This is a genomic window from Erythrobacter sp. SN021 (assembly GCF_021864455.1).
Genome location: NZ_JAKKUW010000004.1, coordinates 133,780 through 152,896 on the forward strand (window position 1 = coordinate 133,780; position 19,117 = coordinate 152,896).

The window sequence follows — 19,117 nt, forward strand, 5'->3', positions numbered from 1 at the left end:
GCTTACTCCGCGCTCATGGCTTTGAGTTCCGCTACGCTGCTCGCGGCGACGACTTCGCCCGCCGTCAGGCCTTCGGAGATGATAGCCTGCTGGTCGGTCGTTCCGACCACCGTGACCTTACGCGCCTCGTAGCTCCCTTCGTCGCGCACGAAGACATGGGTTCCTCCGCCGATCTTCGTCACAGCGTTGGCGGGTACGGCAATGCCGGACGGCGACGCCTTTCCTATGATCGTCACGCTGACATTGCGACCGGCGACGATACCCGGGGCGCTGCCCATGCTCGCGCGGGCCAGTACCGACCGGGTGGCCGGGTCGATCGAGGGCGAAACCGCGAGAATTCGGCCACCGACGGGCACTGATCCGCCGCCATCGGTGGACAGCGCGATCTCGACCGGCATGCCGGGACGGACCTTTCTCGCCAGCCGTTCGGGCAATTGCAACTCGACCTGATAAGCACCTTCGGCCTCGATCACGAAAGGGGCCTCCATGCCGTTCACCGGGCCACCTGTGACCGCGCCGACATGCGCGACACGGCCCGAAATCGGCGCACTTAGCGTCATGGTGCCATCCGGGCCGACGCCCGCCAGGGATGCCAGTCGGCGCTGTTCGGCGAGGCTGGCGCGAGCCTGCGCCAGCTCCGCATTCGCCTCGTCGGCACGGGCCGACGCTATGATCCCCTCATCCGCCAATTGCGTCAGTCGATGTGCGCGTGCCTCGGCGAGCCCGAGCGCGGATTGCGCCCTTGCCAGTTGACCGCGAATCTGGACAGGTTCCGCGGCACGCACGAGTGCCAAGGGCTGGCCACGGCGCACCGCCTGGCCTTCGATCACATAGACCCGCACCGCGGCGCCGGGGAACGGCACTGTTACGGCAACGCGCGCGTCGGGCGGGAAAGTGACGGTCCCGGGTACGCTACCGATCGGCACGTGGGTCACCTCCTGGGCCAAAGCCGTTTCGATCGCGAGACCCGATAGCGGATCGGCCCCGGCCGTATCTGCTGCATCCGGCGGAGCAGGGTCCGTGCATGCGGACAGCCCGAGCAGGCTGGTGGCGAACCCGAGAGTAACGAGAGATCGAGCAATCATTCCCCGAAAATGACGCACCAAGCTGACAGCAACTTGTCAGTCTGGCAGCTTGTTGTCAGTTTCGAGAACCATACTCGATGGCTGTCCGCCAGCACGCCACTACCCAGCGCGCCACTACGAGGCTTGTTCGATGCGCCTGCTCCTTGTCGAAGACGATCCCGAACTCGGTCGGCGCCTGGGCGAACGTCTGCGCGGCGCCGATTTCGCGGTGGAGGTTGCGCGAAGCAGGAGCGAGGCGGAGGACTGGCCCGATGTCGACCAGATGGCTGCGGTGATCCTCGATCTGGGGTTGCCTGATGGAGACGGGATCGAACTCCTCAAGCATTGGCGCGATCTGCGGATCGATACGCCGGTCCTGATTCTCACGGCACGGGGAAGTTGGCAGGACAAGGTCGAAGGCCTGAATGCGGGAGCAGATGATTTCGTTGTAAAGCCGGTCCGGTTCGAAGAATTGCTCGCTCGGCTCAACGCTTTGTTCCGGCGCCAGCAGGGTAAGCGCAGCACCCTTATCGAAATAGGCGATCTCGCTCTCGACCCGCTGACGCGTCTGGTCGAGCAGGCTGGCAAGCCCTTGTCCTTGAGCAAGCAGGAATTCAAGCTGTTGCACCTGTTCATGCGCCGGGCGGGGCAGGTGATGTCGCAAAGCACGATCCTCGACGATCTCTATGAACTTGGGCACGAACGGGAACCGAACACGGTTGAGGTCCTGATCGGCCGCCTGCGGCGCAAGATCGGTCGTGATCGAATCGTCACTCTCAGGGGCATGGGCTACAGGTTCGAAAAATGAAAAAGCGGCTCGTCCCCGGCAGCCTCCGCCTGCGCTTCCTGCTCGCAATCTCAGTCTGGGTCGCGCTGGGGATTGGCGCGATCTGGTTTTCGGCTGTCGGAATTTTCACTGCCCATGTCGAAAAGTCCTATCACGAAGAACTCGAAGTCCATGTGCGTGAACTTGCCAGGCTGGCCGTGTTGGATGGCCAAGGCGCAATCCGATTGAGCCGCCCCCTTTCGGACCCGCGATATGAGGAGCCACTGTCCGGCTTCTACTGGCAGATCACTGTCGACGGCCGGAAGCCCCTGCGATCCAGGTCGATGACGAAAGGCACTCTCGACGAACGTATAGCCAACTCTTCCAAAATCCTGCACACGCTTGACAATGGCCCGACCGGGCCGACGATCACTTACGGCCTCGTCGAGAAAGATCCGTCCGGTCGGATGATCCATTATGTCATCGCGACCGATCAGAGCGAACTCGACCGGCTTATCGATGGCTTCACGGGGCACCTCACCTTATGGCTTGCGGGGCTCGGCAGTCTCTTGCTCGCAACTGGCCTTGCGATAATCGGCTTCGGCCTGCACCCCCTCGATCGGCTTGCACGAGCTATTGCCCGCTTGCGGCAGGGTGAGGCGGAAAAGCTCGAGGGAGACTATCCGGCCGAGATCGCACCGCTTGTTGGCGATCTCAATGCATATATTCGGCAAAACGCGAACATGATTGCCCGGGCGCGTGTCCAGGCGGGCAACCTCGCGCATTCGCTGCGCACTCCACTGACCATCATCACAGACGAAGCAGAGCGCCTCGCCGGCAACCCGGAATGTTCGCAAGCGTCCCAGGTCCTTCTGGAACAATGCAGCGCGATGGAGCAGCAGATCGCCTATCAGCTTGCCCGGGCGCGATCGTCTTCGGGTCAGCCTCATGCTGCGCGTCCGACCCGCATCCCCGATGTTGCAGAGCCTATTTTGCGCGCCATGAAACGCCTGCACCCGACCAAATCCTTCGCCATGAACGCGGCCGAATGCAACCGACTGACCATTCCGGTAGACGCGGTAGACTATGCGGAGTTGCTCTCCATTCTTCTGGACAATGCCGGCAAATGGGCGCGTCACGAAGTCCGGCTGGTGTTCGACAACGACGACGACGGCGCTGTTGTGGCGAGGATTAGCGACGATGGCCCGGGCATCGAGCCCGAGAATATGGACAAAGCGTTTGCTCTGGGATCACGCTTCGACACGAGCAAGCCCGGCGCTGGTCTAGGCTTGGCGATTGCCCACGAAATCGCCGAGGCGATAGGCGTGGGGCTGTATCTCGAAAACGCGGCAACCGGCCTGGTCGCCACGATAGTCTACCGTCCCACGGACCGGCCTGAGTCCAGTTGATATGGCGAACCGCCCGGGACGGATGGTCGCGGCGCCGCCGATGACGCGGAAGCGAATGGTCATCCGCATCCCGCGATTAATGCCTGCTCCCGAGAGACGCTTTCCAGCCGGTGCACCCGACAGGCCTGCTCTGCAACATGGCAGCGTATCGGGCGCTTCTTGAGAATATTCCGGCGAAGATGCACGGAGTTGGCAAGACCCGGACCTACCCGGTTGGGGAGGCCGAGACCACGACACGATTGGCAATTGACCTCGAAGTGCGCCGAGGTACGACCGAAACGACAAAACCGGAACCCGAACAAACCGACCGGGAATGGATAGTTCGGTGCAAGATGGGCATGCCGGAGCGAAATCCGCGATTGATCGATCGCCAGCATTGTTCGCGCTGATGGATCATTGGCTGGATTTGGATCTGGCGACCCTGGTAGGGCCGGGCTCTCGCTGAGACGGCGTTTGGAGCAAAGCGGTGCGGAAAAGCGTATTCTCGCCTCTTCCGCACCGCTTCCCTCGTCAATTAGGCAGACTTTGTCGCGCCATGCCAACGAGCATCAACCCGATGGGCTTCGCTCCCCCATAGGGGGCACCCATTGCGCAAAGCATTGTCTCCGATTCTCGTGTCAGAACCGCTTGGTCACATTGAAGCCGAATATGCGCGGATCGAGTGTGAACACATTCGTGGTCAGCCCGGAATCGTCGCTGTTCGTGAAGAAATCCGTGATCGGAGTATCGTTAAACAGGTTCTTCACATAGAACTGGAAAGCGATCTGGGATGCCGGTCGCTCCAGCGTGATTGCCAGGTTCGCATTGTCCCACGCCTTCAAGCGGTCGTATTCGGTATTGTAGACCCGGGCGAAGCTCTTCGATTGACGGTAATAATCGCCGCGAAATGTGAGTTCCCAATCGCCCTCGTCGATGAAGAATGTGTATTGTGCACCGATATTGAACGTCAATCTGGGGGCATTGGGCAGTTCGTTGCCTTCGAGATCGGCATAGAAGCCCCTTCCTCCGTTGGGAGCGTCGGTAAGCGGATTATATTCGAAGCCATAGAACTGGTAGAGCGGGAGACCGTCGATTTCCGGAGTAAAGGTGCCGAGTTCGGCCGTTCCACCACACAATGCGCCGAGCGCGGGAAAACCTAGGCCGAATGACGTAAGGGGATTGGCTAAGACCTGTTCGACGATCTCCCGCGGCGCGATGCAGTTCGACGGGACCTGCAGCCATGGGCGGATCACAACCCAATCCTCGTTCCCTTGGGTACGGTTCATGACATCTATCGATTGCGCGCCTTCTTTCAGCCGCGTTTTGAGATAACCCAGATTGGTATCGAGGCGAAAAGCGCGGGAAGGCTGCCAGGCGGCTTCGAACTCGAGGCCCCAGACCGTCGCGTCGAAATTCTCATTCAAGGAAATGCGATCGACGATCTTGGATATCTGATAGCCCTGATAATCGTAATAGAATCCCGTCGCGTTCAAGATCAGACGGCCGCCATCGAAGCTGTTTTTCGTGCCGATTTCGAAAGCGGTCAGATATTCTGGTTCGAACGTGGCGGGCAGGGGCTGGAACTGAACGACAAAGGGATCGATGTCGGGACGCGGCGGATTGGTGCCGCCGCCCTTATAGCCACGCGAAACCGATGCGTAGATCAAAGTATCGTCGGAAAAATCGAGGTTCGGCCGCCAGTCTACGACAATCCTGCCGGTGGGCTCCGACCATTTTTGTACCACCGGATCGCCTTCGGGATAGCCGCCTGCGATCGACCCGCCGCTCGTCCCGTTCGTGCCTGCGCCCAGCAGGAGCTGGCTTGGAACGGGGGTGGTGGTCTTTTTGTCCTTGGTCCAGCGGATGCCAGCGGTGATATTCACCGTATCGGCAATATTCCAGTACGCTTCCGCGAACACGGCCCAGGATTCGGTTTCGACCAGGTTCCGGCTGAGGAAATAATTGTGCCCCATCTCGTCCAGGCTGCCGAGAGGATTGGGGTCGACATAGACGCAGTCATACTCCGTCGTGCTTGGCTGGCAGTCGATATAGTCGAGCGGAGAGCCTCTACGGTTGTAAAGGTTGTAGGCCAAGTAAGTGAATGCGTTGTTCAGGACGAAATAGTCATCCTGAGTTTTGAAATTCAGATAATTTGCGCCGATATTGAAGTTGAACGATCCGTCGTAGTCGGATTGAAGGCGGAATTCTTGCGACCACTGGCGATTGCGCGATCGGCTTATGTCGATGGCCAGAAGCCGGTTCGATGCCCCGAGTTGCGGGTCAACGAAGATGCCCCCAGGCGCGGCGAATTCCTGGTTTATCGGTAGCCCGAAGAATGGCCCAACAAGGTCCGTAGTATCGCTAAAAATGGGACCAGATACGAAACGGTTGTAATCCTGCGACGAATAATACCTGTCTCTTGCGTAGGCCGTTTGCGAAACCAACCGCAAATCATCCGATACTCCGAAATCGAGGTTGAGCTGGACCACGTCGTTCTTGGCGCGGAAGACGGGATCGTAGCTGGTAGCGATCTCGCGGAGGTCGCGCGATTGGACCACGTCGGCGAAGGGGTCGCCTGGCAAAAATGCTGGAACCAAGTTACCCTTGTCGGGGTCCCTGCCCATGTTCAAGACGATCCGGCCCGCCGCGATGAAGGCCAGGGCTTCGGCATTGGGGGCCCCATAGGCATCATCGCTGTACAGAGAGCCGGGAAGGCAGCCCTGGCTGAATTTCGAAGACAGGGGCACAGGCTCAAACTGCGATACGGGAACCGGAGTATCCCCGATCATGGTTTTCCCGGGATCGCGGGTGCACAGATTCTTGCCTGTACGAGACCTGTTGTCGTCTTCCTCGAAATGCTGCCAGACCAGATTGGCGTTGAAGCGGTCGCTCGGCTCCCATTCGAGGATGGCTCGGGTGGACCACAGGTCACGGCCATTCACCTTCTTCCCGGTAAAGGTGTTGAAATCGTACCCGTCGCGCTTCGTCCAGGCGCCAGCTACGCGCGCTGCCAACGTGTTGCTCAAGGGGATGTTGACCATGCCGCTTGCGCGGGTGGTCCCGAAGCTGCCGACTTCCGCCCTTATCTCCCCGGCGAAGTCCGGGGTCGGCATGGCGGGGATGAGATTGACCACCCCTGCGGTTGCATTGCGCCCGTAGAGAGTGCCCTGGGGGCCGCGCAACACTTCGATCCGGGCCATGTCGAAGAACTCGGATTCGAACAGGCGGTTACGGATTAGCGGTGTATTGTTGAAGCTGACCGCAACGGCCGGATCCGACGCCGCCGAGATCGATTTTGTCCCGACACCGCGGATCGAGAAATTGTACATGCTGAAATTGGATTTCGAAAAGTTGACGTTCGGCACCGCCCTGAGAAGCTCCGAACCGCCTTCGATCTTCTGATTGTTGAGCGCTTCGGCCGATATGGCCGATATCGCGATCGGGACATCCATGATGGATTCCTCGCGCTTTTGCGCGGTAACGATAATCACGTTCCCACCGGGCACTGACTCCGCGGTTTCGCCCGTAGCCGCCGATGCGGCTGGTTGATCGGATTCCTGACCGTAGCTTGGTACCGCTGAAAGTGCAGTGATCGCGACAATGCTCGTCGTGCATGCTGCGCGAGCGAAAAAACTTCCTTTCATATCCTCTCCCCATGTCCTCGCCCGGATTACCTCGCCGGCCCTTCGAGTGGCGCGTACGCAGGCAAAAGGCGTAATTCTCTCGCCGTGCCGAGGAGCCTCGTGATCGGCGACTCGCATTGCCTCTCAGCAAAGAAAGCCCAGATCGCATCCCGACATGACGGGCCGAAAGCTATCAATGCTGACACTCATGTCAATAAGGTTTGACATTGGCACTCATGTCAGTGACCCATTTTCGAGGAATGTTTGCGGCGATATCATCTATCGCCCGCTGGCCTTCTTGGCGCAGCTTCGCGCTTGTTATTCATGAAGTATTTGAGGCGCGAAGAGGTGCCAAACTGTTCGGCGATAGCACGCAAATTGCGAGGTCATAAATATTTTGTAATGCATATGATATGATGTATCAAATAGCAAAATGATATATATTATTTGGCCGATTACATGATTGGTATAGAGCTGTATGCGTGTACCAAATCACATGGTCCGACGAGCCAGGGGCTGCCCCGAATATCGTCGCGAGTCATTCGCTAAGTCCATGCCAGATCGTGTATCATGAGGAGGTTGTAGTATATGATACTATAGACCTTCGCCCTTGATTATTTAGAAGAATAACACCGCGCAGCGGGCGCTCGACCAGCGCTGGCAGCGCGGGACGATTTGCATTGTATAACATAACCGTCCCATCAGCGCACAATCGACAAGAAGGGTGGCAGATCGATTTGTCAGAGCCGGATATCGGCGTATGATGCCAAGATGAAAAAAACGGAAAGGCTAGGCGGTGTGGGCAAGGGAACCGCCATACCTGTCGTAGCGCGAGGCAAGTATGCCAAATCGAGCGCGACAGGCAAGAAGGCCCCCCGGCGCAAACGCAGCGCGGAGGAAGCGCGCGAAGAAAGCATCATGGCCGCCCGGTCGCTGTTGCTGGAAGGCGGGCCTGGCGCGGTGACGGTGTCCAACATCGGGAAACGGGTTGGTATGTCGCATGGCAATATCATCCATCACTTCGGTTCTGCCGCGGGGCTGCAGGCTTCGCTCATGGGCAAGATGGTGGACGATCTCGCCGAGGCGCTCGAGAGTGCGGTCGAGCAATTTCGGGAAGACCCCGATGCACCGCGGACGGTCGTCGAGCAGGTGTTCGATGCGTTCGATTCCGGGGGCGCCGGCCAACTTGCCGCCTGGATAGTGCTGGCGAGGGATTTCGAACATCTCGAACCGATTCGCGATGCTGTCCGGTCGCTCGTCGGTGCCTTTGCTGAGAAGATCTCCGGCCCCCATGCCGAAGAGCGGGTCAAGGGGGCCGTACTGACAATCGCCATTTCGGCCTTCGGGGATGCGGTCATCGGGCCGCATCTACGCGAGATGCTCGACATGGAGGACGACGAAATGCGCAGGCTGACGTCCAATATGCTGCCCCTTTTGATCACCATGCCGTTCCATGGGGGGGGCGCCAAACCGGACGAAGCGGCCTAGAACTGCGCGGTAACGGCAATCCGGATCGTCCGACCGAGCGGATCGAGTTCGTAGCGCGAAAACCCTTCCATCCTGGTCGGCGATTCCACCCATCTCCTGCTGTCGAAAAGGTTCCGGACGTCGAGGGACAGCTTTAGTGCATCTACCCAGTCCCTGGTTTTGGCACCGCGAATTAGCATCCCGAGTTCGACAAAACCGCCCAAATTGAAGGTAGACGAGGGCGGGTAGCGATAGGCGACCGCTCCGTCGCGCGCGACCCTCGCAGCTCCGGTCCAGGTGCCGCCGAAATTCGCGCCCAGCCCCTTGCGACCGACATTGAGATGAAAGGCAATACTGTGGCGCGCCTGGCCATTCGCATCGAGTCGATCGATGACGCTCAGACCCCTTCGGATTGCCGTTTCGCTCTTCAACTCCCACCGATGGGTTAGCGATCCCGTGATCGTCCATGGCGTGAACGCACCGCCAACCTTTCCGGCTTCCTGATGCGAATTTCGCGGCTGGCTCCAGCGCAACGACAGCCCGCTAGTGAGACGCTTGGTCACGTCCGAACCGATATTGATGGCCCTGGCATCGATTGCGATCAGCTCGCCGCGCGCGTTCCGAAACACCCGTTCGGGGAAGGTGGCCTCGACTTCGGGCGTCAACGCCGGCAGAGAAGCGATCCCGCCTTGCGCCCTGGCGTGGCGGTATCCAAGATCGACGGAAAGAAGGTGCCCGTCGAAAGGCGTGGCGCGCAGGTCGGCCGTGAAACTCTCGAGGCTCCCCCCAACAAGCGCGTCATTGCCGCCCAGGCGGAAAAGGGGCTGGACATACTCTCCACGCGTGAAATCGAACACCCGCTTCAATATCTCGACCCTCGGAGCGTAGAGTTGATCGTATGTGGGTTCGGTATTCTCATGCGAATAGGCGACGCGAAGGTTCACCGACTTCACGGGTGACCAGTCGATCGCACCGCCGATCCGGTAGTTCGTCGGCGCACCGCTAACCTTGCGGAAAGCCCCCGTCGCGCTGGCATCGACCTTTCCAAGCGCGGCGAACGGCTCTGTTCCCGCGCCAGCCAGGGGGAGCGAAAACGAGACCAGGCCGTCCAGCTGCTCACTATGCGTCACGCTGCTATAAGAACCGCCGGTGGATGGGGCGAAGTCGGTGAATTTCACGCGCCGATGGCCCGCGTTCAAGGACAGGCTCGCGCGGGCAAGGCCGGCTGGAAGAGAGGCGATGGAGTTACCTGTGGTCAGAGAGAGGGTGTAGGCTTCTGATTTCGAACGCAGGCGGTTCGTTTGTGAGAGCAGACCACCATCACCGGCCGTTCGAGTGTAGTCATCTTCGACGACCTGTTCCGGCCCATCGGTGCGATAGCCGCTTTCCCTGTCCGTGTTTGCCCAATCCACGCTGTAGCGCAGCCCGAGATTGGACTGCCATCCCGCAACGGGGCCGGAGATCGCGAGACCTGCGGCAAGGCTTTCGGACGTCTGGCGACTTTCCAAGGCCGTGAGATGGCGCCGTAAAGGCCGCGAAACGGTGTCCGGAGGCAGGCCAATCTTCTGTATGCTCTGGCTACGATTTGCCCCAATGTTCAGCGTTCCGCTGAAGGCGCCGAAGGGATGGGTGGCGCTTGCATTGACCCCGGCGGAGTGCGCTCGCGGCAACAAGGCTTCGTATTCGGCCGGATCGATTGAAGCGTTGCTCCGGTCGAGATTGTCGAACTGCTGCAAAACTGCCGCCTGCGCGGGAATGGCGCGCTCGCTTTTGAGAAGTTCGGTGTCATGCGAATAGGTCGCGCCGATATTCCACCGCGTATCGTAATCGATGGCGAACCGGCCGATCGAGAGCGTGCTGCTCCTCCTGCCGCCGGCCGTGGGGGATTCCATGCCCGCTTCCGAACGCCAGGTTGCAAAGCGCCGCTTGAGTTCGAGGTTTACGACACGCTTCCCTTGCGCAAAGCCATAGGCTGCCGCCGCGTTTCTCGGTAGAATGGCAATGCGGGCCAAGGCTTCCTTGGGATAGTCGTCTAGTTCGCCAGGATTGGCAATGCGCCTGCCATTGACGAGCACTTCGGGTACCTGCCCGGATCCGTCCACCAGAAAGGCGGTGGCTTCCAGAAGTTCGCCAATCGTCGTGGCCGCGAAGGAGGCTATCTCGCTCTCCCCGATCTCGGCCTCCGCGTCGATTTCCGCACGGCCCCAACGTTTGCCTTCGACGATAATCGGCTGGCCTTGAGGATCGTCCTCGCTCGGTTTTGCGATCTGGTCGGGTACTTCGTCGCTTGCCATCGGGCCGGTCCGGGCAAACACGGAACCGCTTTCGCCGAGTGGTATGGCGCACAAACTGACGGACCAAGCTATTCGTACGAGCAATCGGGCGATGCGCGGCGATTGGCCGCGGCAGGACTGCCGGAATCGCTTCCACTCGAGGTTGGCCTTGGGGGTAATGGGACGCCTTTATCGTTTTGCGCGGCAATTATGCTGGCCCAAACCGACCAAAAAAGGCGCGCGTACCACGCGCGCCCTTCAAGGCTGAGGAGCTTGCCAGCTATTGCGCTGACGCCAAACTCACGGGGTGATGCTCAGCGGGGAACCGGCAGTCTGGCTCAGAGTGCCGGCCATTTTACAATCGGCACCGCTGGTCGCGGAAGAATTCGAGAGCGGGACGCTCAGAGTGATATTGCGCGGCGAGGCGGAGTTGCCACCCCAGACAGTCTTGATCGGCCCGGTGCACGTGCCCGAACTGAGCGGCGGATCGATCACCAGACCGGAAATCGTCAGGTAAGTGCCATCGTAAACAACCGAGCCTGTGCCGTTGACGGCGATGAAGCCGCATGGGAAGTTCCCACCGATTGAGGCGGTTGCGGATGCGCTGGAACCGGCCGTGGCGTCGACATTGACTGTCAGCGTGCAATCGTACGCTGCTCCGTCCTTCTGGACTGTAACGGGTCCGGAGAAGGTCGAAGTGCTCGCCGGTGTATAAGTATCGGCCATTGCCGCCGGGGCGATAACAAGTGCCGCTGCACCAGCCAGAATTCCTACATTCTTTAACATATTCCATCCTCTCCATTGTTTATTTGCATCTGAGCGAATCGATGCAAGTAAAGAATAGTCGAGTCGACAATGATGTCAATGTTGGTTATGAATGGCATTTTAACCCACTTGAATAACTTCCACGGGGGCCGGTCCCAGTGGATCATCGCTCAATATGGGGCCGATTGAAGCGCGGCGGTGTTTACTTGCAGGTGATTTTGTTTGTTCGACATGTGCTCCGTAATTGCGGGATCGGTGTCGGTATTTGGGCCTGCCCGGCCGGCTCTATGGAGCTCTCCAAACTGGCTCTCGAAATTGACCTGTCTCAATCGCCACAATCCAACCATACGATCCCCCCCCCCCCCCCCACCCGATGAGCCAGCGCCCGATCGGGACCGAACCTCGGTCATCAAAGGCCAACTTGCTGCTGTTGCAGTGCTTACTTCGCCCGCGTCCAGATCTTGGTCCGGCAGAACACCGCGACGCAGCCCTTGATCCTGAGCTTGCCATTGGACAGCAACGTTATCTTCGCCGAACGTGCGCCATCGCCTGTTTCCGGATCGTAGACCGGCCCCCCGGACCATTCAGTCGGTCCACCGGTTACGTCCCGCAGCACGACCAGGCCCTTGAGCTTGCGATCGCGGAGGCGAGGGTTGGAATTACGCTCGTCGCGCTGATCTGGATTGGCGCGTAGTCGCGCCGCGTCGACGATCCTGCCACAATAGGCGTCGCCGCAGCGGTAGATCTGCACTTTTCCGCCCTTACTGCCGGTATTCCATACCCCAGTGATGCTCGCCCCCTGAGCCAATGTGGGGGTGCCGAGTGTGGCTGCCACGGCAACTGCCAAGACTGCTTGTTTCATTGGGCCTTTCCTTCGGCGAAACCGCCTTTTGGACGAACGATTCCTCGCAGCAACGGTTTTACCTGCCAAGATTGGGAGGCTAGTCTGACGTTCGGATGTGGTGCGACGGCGGGAGAACCCGCTGAGGGCAATGGCTGCCTTGATCATAGCTCATCACCCCGTCGACAGATCGTATCGCGCATGCGTCTTGGCGAGCAAGTCGCGATCGTCGTGGTCCCACGGATGAAAGCCGGGGCGATAGTATCGGGCATATGGCACCATAATCCGCCGCAGGGCACCGGGTGCCACCAATAGGTATTTCAGGGTTCTCCACCAGGTCTTCGGTGTGTTTATCCCGTCCTGGCGATAGAGCGAGGCCATGTTCGCGCCGATCACGCGCATCACCACCCAAGTTGAAATCATCATGGCCGCGACGCGGACCAGATAGCGGCGCGGCCGCGACCAGCCCTTGGTCGCCAGCAGGAACGTGTCATAGGCCACGGCCTTGTGCTCGAGTTCTTCCACCGCATGCCAGCTCCAAAGCCGTCGCGCTTCCTCGGGCGCTCCCGCAAGATCCGCGCTATCAGCGGAAAGCAGGGCATGGGCGAGAATGGCGGTGAAGTGCTCGAGCGCACAGGTTGCGGCGAGTTTGCGGACATCGCTCCTCTTTTCATGGGAGGCCAGCGCACGCTTGGCTCTGCGTTCGAGCGCGGCGATGTTGTACCCTGCCTTGGCCGCGAATGCGTTGAACTCGAGATGTTCGCGGCTGTGTACCGCCTCCTGACCGATGAAACTCTTGATCTGTGATTTCAGGGGTTCGCTTGCGAGCCCCTGAAACCGGCGAACACTGTCCATGAAAAATCTCTCCCCATCGGGGAAAGTGGATGACAGTGCATTGAAGAACGCGGTCGGCACCGGATCTCCGCCGTGCCACCAGCGCTCGGCATCGGACGGCCCGGGCTCGAGCCGGAATTTAAGGTTCCGTACCGGAATTACGAGATTGTCCGGACTTTTCGAATAAGAAGACATCGCTCGACTCCATTTTGACATCAATGTCAATCTAAGACGTTTGGTGTCGGTGTCAACGATATGTGATTTGGCGCACGACCGCCCGGGATGCACGCTGCTTCCGGAAGGGACCTGTGTTCGATCCGCGGCGGGGGTCCCCGCGCGGATAGTTCACGTTTGCAGTATGCGTCCGCAAGGCAGGGCGGAGAGCTGCTGACGGAGAATGTGCTCGGTTAGCCGCCTTGCGAGTGCTGTTCGTGCATCATGGACCAGAAGATCTGGGCCGAACAACTGATGAGCACGAAGCCCGCCAGCGCCTCGACACCGGCGATTATGCGGAGATGGCCGGTCGGATAGATGTCGCCGAGGCCGAGCGTCGTCATGGTCACGAGCGAAAAGTAGAAATGATCCATCCAGCCGAGCGATTGGGTTCCGGCGAACGTGCCGAGCCCCCACAGTACGCCAAGTTCAAATCCGGTGGCGAACAGGGAAACGACGAGCAGGTGGGATAGGAGTACGAGTAGCGAAATGGCCAGCTTGACTACGAAATCGTTGCGCCGTGCCAGCCATCGATGACCCACACCGAGACTGGCGAGATGAAGTGCCACCGAGAGGAGAAACAGCGCAATGGCGAGGCCTAGCGCGATCGCCATCGTCATCGGAGGGGTTCTTCACGCCCGCCGTCGTTCGAGGCACGCACCTCCGGTTTGCGGCTCAGATAGATACGCTCCGCCAGGAAGACCGCGCCGATCAGCACAGCGGCGATAACCAGGATCATCGGATCGCTCGCCAGCTTGATCGATGCGAACGCGATCAGCACCACGGCATCGGCAGCAAGTGCGGTCAGCAGTATCCAGCTTTTGGCATCGATCTCGTTGCGCAGGTGGCGCCACACACCCCAATGTACCAGCATGTCCATCACCAGATAAAAAATCGCGCCGAGGGAGGCGATGCGCGACAGGTCGAAAAGGACCGCCAACGTGCCCGCAATGACAACCGTGTAAACCAGCATATGACTGCGGATGCCGCCGCTCATGCCGAAATGGCTGTGCGGGATCATCTCCATCTCAGTCAGCATGGTAAGCATGCGGGAGACGGCAAAGACACTGGCGATCACGCCCGACATGGTCGCGGACAGTGCGATGACGATCGTGAAGTAGAAGCCAAGCTCGCCCAGTGCGGGACGAGCGGCTGCGGCCAGCGACGTATCGCGTGCGGCGACGATTTCGGGGATCGTCAGGCTCGCGCCGACGCCAAAGGCGACCAGCAGATAGACTGCCACGCAAATGGCGATGGAGATCATGATCGTGCGGCCGACATTACGGTGCGGATCGACGATTTCGCCGCCGCTATTGGTAATGGTGGTGAAGCCCTTGAAGGCGAGAATCGAGAAGGCGACGGAGGCCAGCAGCGCCTCGCCATTCGTCAGCCGGATAGGCCCGGCGAAAGCCCCGTCCCCCAAGCCGCTGGTCCACATCGCCGCTACGGCGAAGAGCACGATCCCGCCGACCTTGACGGCGGACATCACCAGCGACAGCCAGCTGACCGAACGGTTGCCCGATGCATTGACCAGATAGGCGAAGCCGATCAGCCCCAAAGCCAGCGCGGACACCAGCAGCCCGTTGCCATCGGCTTCGAACGGGCGCAGCGCATAGGTGGCGAAGGTCCGCGCGACCAAGCTTTCGTTGATGACCATCGACAGTGCCATCAGCAGCGATGCCGAGGCCGCGACCGTGCCTGGACCGTAGGCCTTCTGCAGGATCATTGCGATGCCACCCGAGGAAGGCCAGGCGTTGGACATCTTGATATAACTGTAGGCGGCGAGCGATGTGACGATCGCGCCCGCAACGAAGGAGAGCGGGAACAGGGGCCCGGCCAGTTCCGCGATCTGGCCGGTCAGCGCGAATATACCCGCACCGATCATGACGCCCGTGCCCATGGCGACCCCACCGGCAAGGCTGATCGAGCCCTTCTCGGAAGAGTCCGTGTGGCTGTGTTGCTCCATCGCCTAGAGTTTCGCGCTACGCAGCCGCAGCGAATTGAGTACCACCGAGATCGAGGAGGCACTCATCGCGAAGGCAGCGAACATCGGGCTGATGAGGATGCCGAAGAACGGATAAAGCACCCCTGCTGCGACCGGCACGCCTGCGGCATTATAGACCAGCGCGAAGAACAGGTTCTGCCGGATGTTGCGCATCGTTGCACGGGCAAGCCGCCGGGCGCGGACGATACCATCGAGATTGCCCTTCACCAGCGTGATCCCCGCGCTTTCGATCGCGACATCGGCACCGGTGCCCATGGCGATCCCGACATCGGCCTGAGCCAGGGCGGGCGCGTCGTTCACGCCATCACCGGCCATGGCGACCTTCGCGCCCGCCTGCTGCAATTCGCGGATAATCCGTGCCTTGTCCTCGGGCAGCACGTCGGCACGCACTTCGTCGATCCCCAAACGCGCCGCCACCGCATTCGCCGTCCGCTCGTTGTCCCCGGTCGCCATGATGATCCGCAGGCCGAGCGCATGCAGGTCCTTCAATGCCGCAGGGGTCGTCTGCTTGACGGGGTCCGCAACGGCCACCAGCCCTGCCAGCGTGCCGTCGATGCTCACGAACATGACAGTTTCGCCATCATCGCGGCGCATTCCAGCTTTCTTCTGCGCGCCATCATCGCGTTCAACACCGATCAGATCGAGCATGGCGGCGTTGCCGAGCGCGACCGCCCTGCCGCCAACCGTGCCGCGTACACCTTTACCCGTGACCGCCTCGAAATCCCCGGCGGTCTCGGTCGCGATGTCGCGTTCCTCGGCGCCTCGCACGATGGCCTCGGCGAGCGGATGTTCCGAGCCGCGCTCGAGAGAGGCGGCAAGCGCCAGCACCTCGTTCTCGGTGAACCCTGCCTGGGGGAGGACTCCGACCAGTCGCGGTTTGCCCTCGGTGAGCGTACCGGTCTTGTCGACGATCAGCGTGTCGATCGTCTCGAACCGTTCCAGCGCTTCGGCATTCTTGATCAGCACACCGACTTGGGCGCCGCGCCCGGTGGCGGTCATGATCGACATCGGTGTCGCGAGCCCGAGCGCGCAGGGACATGCTATGATGAGCACCGCGACCGATGCCACCAGCGCATAGGCCAGTGCCGGAGCCGGGCCCCAGGCCGCCCAGGCGATGAAGGCCAGTATGGCGATCGCGATCACTACGGGTACGAACAGGCCGGCCACCTTGTCGGCGTATTTCTGGATCGGCGCCCGCGAACGCTGGGCGGCGGCAACCATCTCGACGATCTGTGCCAGCATCGTGTCCGCGCCTACGCGCCGCGCTTCGATTACCAGGCTGCCCGTGCCGTTGATCGTCGCGCCCGTTACAGCGTCGCCAACGGTCTTTTCAACCGGAACGGGTTCGCCGCTGATCATGCTTTCATCGATCGAGGAACGGCCTTCCGTCACGGTGCCGTCGACCGGCACTTTTTCGCCCGGGCGCACGCGCAGCAGGTCGCCGACCGCGACATGGTCCAGCTCGATTTCCTCTTCCGTGCCGTCGGGGCGGATCACGCGGGCGGTTTTGGCGGCGAGGTCGAGCAGGGCACGAATGGCCTTGCCGGTACCCTCGCGCGCGCGCAGCTCCATCACCTGACCCAGCAGAACCAGCGTGACGATCACCGCTGCGGCTTCGAAATAGACGCCGACATGGCCTTCGGCATTGCGGAACCCCGCAGGAAATATCCCAGGCGCGATCACGGCCACCACGCTGAACAGCCAGGCGGCGATAACGCCCATGGATATGAGCGAGAACATGTTGAGGTTGCGCGTACGGAAACTGGTCCACCCGCGTACCATGAACGGCCAGCCGCTCCACAGCACGACCGGCGTGCCAAGGACCAGTTCAAGCCACAGCGTGCCGCGCTCGCCGAGGATGTCCCGCACTTCGGGAAAGCCGAGATATGGCGCCATGGTGAGCACCAGCAGCGGGATGGTCAGAACCGTGCCAATCCAGAACCGGCGGGTGAAATCGACCAGTTCGGGATTCGGCTCGTCGACGGCCATGGCTGCCGATTCCAGTTCCAGCCCCATACCGCATAGCGGGCAACTGCCCATGCTGGTGCGGCGCACTTCGGGGTGCATCGGGCAGGTCCAGACCGGACCGTCGTAACCGACGGGAACTTCGTCGTAACGCCCGTCGGTGGATGCAGGTGTGTCGTGGCCTTGATGGCAACCGGAATGATTGCTCATGCCGGATACCGCTTTGCGAAGAAACGATAGAGCGGAACGCCGATCAGGGCGATATACCAGCCATAGGCAAAGGCGCTGATCAGACCGGACAGGAATGCCGTCCAGGTCAACCATTCGAAACCTGGCAGGAGAGGCGCCCAAGCTGTCCACATGCGCATTGCGTCCGGCATAAGGAGGCCGAAGCCAATACAGATCAAGTAGGAAATCGCGAGGAAGGTGGAGATCGTCCAGCCCCAGCGCGATATTGCATTGCCCATCGTTTCCTGAATTGCCATGTCAGCCCCCTTGCTGTCGGCGTTCCGTGTCATGTCTTCTGTTGGCCGCTTAAGTCCGGCCGACTGGCGACTTGCCCTTTCGCAAGGGCCGCTTCGTCTTCGGCCCCTGCGCTTTTATTATCATCCATCATTCGGGCGCGATATAGTCCCGCCCTCATCCTTCTTGCAGCACCCCATCGTGCCGCTCTTGCCCTTCTGGCAGCATTTGGCCATGCCGCTCTCCGTTACGATCAGCGGTTATCGCGCGTCGTTTTAGCGGTAGCTGGCGTAGGTGCGGACACCGGCCTTCCCGAAGGAAACGACCTTGTAAGGCTGGTAATGCTGCTCATGGCCGGGAGCCTCCATACCGGGTGAACCGAGCGGCATTCCGGGTACGGCGATGCCGGTTACACCCTTGGGCTTTTCCTTAAGCAGGCGGGCGATCTCCTTGGCCGGGACATGGCCTTCGATCACATAACCGGCCACTGTCATCGTGTGACAGGACGCAAGGTCGGCGGGCACGCCTCTAGCCTTCTTGATCTGCGCCATGTCGACGCGGTTGACCACCGCTATATCGACCTTGAGCTTGGCCTCCATCTGCTCGGCCCATTTGTGGCAGCAACCGCAGTTCGGATCACGATACATGGTGTAAGTGGCAGCCTGCGCCGCCTGCGACAGGGCTGCGAGCGACAGTGTGGTTGCGACCGCGAGGGACTTGAGCGTTTTCATGTCTCGATCCTTGTTCTGTTCATAGTCCGAGGTGATTTGGTCCGAAGACCATCTCGCCACCGAGATAGCCCTGGTAAAGAATGGCGGCTGCGAGCAGTGCGAGAAGAGCGCGCAGGGGCGTCCGCGACGGTCGCGATGCCGCCCACCAGGCAATCAGCGAAACGATGGCGATCGCCGTGCCGTTCCACCGATGCAGGCCGAGCGTTTCGGACCTGTCGGTCAGGCGCCAGCCTGCGGCAAACCAGCCGAGCACAGCAGCAAAGGTGGCGCCCAGGGCTCCGCCGGCGACAAGAACACGAACGCTCGTTTCCAGTCCGAGAGCTGGGCGGGCCAGCAATACAAGCTCGGCGAGAAACGCCGTCAGGAGCAAGGCGATCGGGAAATGCGCGGCAAAGGGATGCAGGCGGCCAAGGACGTCGGAGAGGGAGAGGGACCTGTCCTCGACCGCCTGCGAGACGGCTGAGCCATCCAGCGTCTCGGAGGTTGCTGTTGCACCCGTCTCGATTGACGCCGCCGCCTCGCCATGCGTGGACGCCATAATTGCTGCCATTTCCGCGTCAGACATATCCTGCTGATGCGCTTCGTGGGCGAACGCGCCGGTGGCTGGACCCGCGAATAGCAGAGCGGCGAGAAGGGCGGAGAGAACGAGCTTCATGTCGAACAGTACGTGGGTGTACCAACCATCCCTCAAAAAAATTGTTGAGTGTCAGTTCGGTGCCG

Annotated in this window: 15 protein-coding genes; 3 read left to right on the plus strand and 12 right to left on the minus strand. The window is 60.6% G+C overall.

The window, feature by feature from the left end; all coding sequences use genetic code 11:
- Positions 1-2: 2 nt before the first annotated feature.
- The gene (locus L5849_RS10930) at positions 3-1,085 is read right to left on the minus strand and encodes an efflux RND transporter periplasmic adaptor subunit (RefSeq protein WP_236925587.1); all 1,083 of its coding nucleotides are present in this window, start codon (positions 1,083-1,085) and stop codon (positions 3-5) included.
- A gap of 130 nt (positions 1,086-1,215) precedes the next feature.
- Between L5849_RS10930 and L5849_RS10935 the strand changes: the two genes are divergently transcribed.
- A complete protein-coding gene (locus L5849_RS10935; RefSeq protein WP_236925588.1) occupies positions 1,216-1,872 on the plus strand; it encodes a response regulator transcription factor in 657 nt (218 codons plus the stop codon).
- Positions 1,869-3,239, plus strand: a complete 1,371-nt coding sequence (locus tag L5849_RS10940) for a HAMP domain-containing sensor histidine kinase (RefSeq protein WP_236925589.1) — start codon at positions 1,869-1,871, stop codon at positions 3,237-3,239. Before L5849_RS10935 ends, L5849_RS10940 begins: the two co-directional genes overlap by 4 nt.
- 617 nt (positions 3,240-3,856) lie before the next feature.
- On the opposite strand, the gene L5849_RS10945 is transcribed toward L5849_RS10940, so the two are convergent.
- Positions 3,857-6,709, minus strand: a complete 2,853-nt coding sequence (locus L5849_RS10945; RefSeq protein WP_236925590.1) for a TonB-dependent receptor — start codon at positions 6,707-6,709, stop codon at positions 3,857-3,859.
- 903 nt (positions 6,710-7,612) lie between these two features.
- Here L5849_RS10945 and L5849_RS10950 point away from each other — a divergent pair.
- A complete protein-coding gene (locus L5849_RS10950; RefSeq protein ID WP_115415747.1) occupies positions 7,613-8,329 on the plus strand; it encodes a TetR/AcrR family transcriptional regulator in 717 nt (238 codons plus the stop codon).
- Here the strand turns inward: L5849_RS10950 and L5849_RS10955 are convergent.
- The 10 genes from L5849_RS10955 to L5849_RS11000 form a co-directional block, all read right to left on the minus strand.
- On the minus strand, positions 8,326-10,602 hold the full coding sequence (locus tag L5849_RS10955) for a TonB-dependent receptor (protein WP_236925591.1): 2,277 nt from the start codon (positions 10,600-10,602) through the stop codon (positions 8,326-8,328). The two genes, L5849_RS10950 and L5849_RS10955, sit on opposite strands and share 4 nt — an antisense overlap.
- A 279-nt stretch (positions 10,603-10,881) precedes the next feature.
- Positions 10,882-11,367: a hypothetical protein gene (locus tag L5849_RS10960; RefSeq protein ID WP_115415749.1), complete on the minus strand. Its 486-nt coding sequence runs from the start codon at positions 11,365-11,367 to the stop codon at positions 10,882-10,884.
- Positions 11,368-11,785: 418 nt separating this feature from the next.
- Positions 11,786-12,208, minus strand: a complete 423-nt coding sequence (locus tag L5849_RS10965; RefSeq protein WP_236925592.1) for a DUF2147 domain-containing protein — start codon at positions 12,206-12,208, stop codon at positions 11,786-11,788.
- A gap of 153 nt (positions 12,209-12,361) precedes the next feature.
- The gene (locus L5849_RS10970; protein WP_236925593.1) at positions 12,362-13,216 is read right to left on the minus strand and encodes a metal-dependent hydrolase; all 855 of its coding nucleotides are present in this window, start codon (positions 13,214-13,216) and stop codon (positions 12,362-12,364) included.
- A 212-nt stretch (positions 13,217-13,428) separates the two neighbouring features.
- Positions 13,429-13,854, minus strand: coding sequence for a potassium channel family protein (locus L5849_RS10975; protein ID WP_236925594.1), 426 nt, complete (start codon positions 13,852-13,854; stop codon positions 13,429-13,431).
- Positions 13,851-15,200: an APC family permease gene (locus L5849_RS10980; RefSeq protein ID WP_255704339.1), complete on the minus strand. Its 1,350-nt coding sequence runs from the start codon at positions 15,198-15,200 to the stop codon at positions 13,851-13,853. The genes L5849_RS10975 and L5849_RS10980 overlap by 4 nt, the downstream gene beginning before the upstream one ends.
- A gap of 3 nt (positions 15,201-15,203) precedes the next feature.
- Positions 15,204-17,414: a copper-translocating P-type ATPase gene (locus L5849_RS10985; RefSeq protein ID WP_236925595.1), complete on the minus strand. Its 2,211-nt coding sequence runs from the start codon at positions 17,412-17,414 to the stop codon at positions 15,204-15,206.
- Positions 17,411-17,689, minus strand: a complete 279-nt coding sequence (locus tag L5849_RS10990; protein WP_236925596.1) for a DUF5676 family membrane protein — start codon at positions 17,687-17,689, stop codon at positions 17,411-17,413. Before L5849_RS10990 ends, L5849_RS10985 begins: the two co-directional genes overlap by 4 nt.
- 252 nt (positions 17,690-17,941) lie before the next feature.
- Positions 17,942-18,397 carry a DUF411 domain-containing protein gene (locus L5849_RS10995; protein WP_236925597.1) on the minus strand — a complete coding sequence of 152 codons (456 nt, stop codon included), beginning with the start codon at positions 18,395-18,397 and terminating at the stop codon, positions 17,942-17,944.
- Positions 18,398-18,416: 19 nt separating this feature from the next.
- Positions 18,417-18,935 carry a DUF2231 domain-containing protein gene (locus tag L5849_RS11000; protein WP_236925598.1) on the minus strand — a complete coding sequence of 173 codons (519 nt, stop codon included), beginning with the start codon at positions 18,933-18,935 and terminating at the stop codon, positions 18,417-18,419.
- Positions 18,936-19,117 lie beyond the last annotated feature (182 nt).

Coding starts and splice junctions, on each gene's coding strand:
- L5849_RS10930 (WP_236925587.1), bottom strand. CDS start 1,085: ATGATTGCTCGATCTCTCGTTACTCTCGGGTTCGCCACCAGCCTGCTC.
- L5849_RS10935 (WP_236925588.1), top strand. CDS start 1,216: ATGCGCCTGCTCCTTGTCGAAGACGATCCCGAACTCGGTCGGCGCCTG.
- L5849_RS10940 (WP_236925589.1), top strand. CDS start 1,869: ATGAAAAAGCGGCTCGTCCCCGGCAGCCTCCGCCTGCGCTTCCTGCTC.
- L5849_RS10950 (WP_115415747.1), top strand. CDS start 7,613: ATGAAAAAAACGGAAAGGCTAGGCGGTGTGGGCAAGGGAACCGCCATA.
- L5849_RS10955 (WP_236925591.1), bottom strand. CDS start 10,602: ATGGCAAGCGACGAAGTACCCGACCAGATCGCAAAACCGAGCGAGGAC.
- L5849_RS10960 (WP_115415749.1), bottom strand. CDS start 11,367: ATGTTAAAGAATGTAGGAATTCTGGCTGGTGCAGCGGCACTTGTTATC.
- L5849_RS10965 (WP_236925592.1), bottom strand. CDS start 12,208: ATGAAACAAGCAGTCTTGGCAGTTGCCGTGGCAGCCACACTCGGCACC.
- L5849_RS10970 (WP_236925593.1), bottom strand. CDS start 13,216: ATGTCTTCTTATTCGAAAAGTCCGGACAATCTCGTAATTCCGGTACGG.
- L5849_RS10975 (WP_236925594.1), bottom strand. CDS start 13,854: ATGACGATGGCGATCGCGCTAGGCCTCGCCATTGCGCTGTTTCTCCTC.
- L5849_RS10980 (WP_255704339.1), bottom strand. CDS start 15,200: ATGGAGCAACACAGCCACACGGACTCTTCCGAGAAGGGCTCGATCAGC.
- L5849_RS10985 (WP_236925595.1), bottom strand. CDS start 17,414: ATGAGCAATCATTCCGGTTGCCATCAAGGCCACGACACACCTGCATCC.
- L5849_RS10990 (WP_236925596.1), bottom strand. CDS start 17,689: ATGGCAATTCAGGAAACGATGGGCAATGCAATATCGCGCTGGGGCTGG.
- L5849_RS10995 (WP_236925597.1), bottom strand. CDS start 18,397: ATGAAAACGCTCAAGTCCCTCGCGGTCGCAACCACACTGTCGCTCGCA.
- L5849_RS11000 (WP_236925598.1), bottom strand. CDS start 18,935: ATGGCGTCCACGCATGGCGAGGCGGCGGCGTCAATCGAGACGGGTGCA.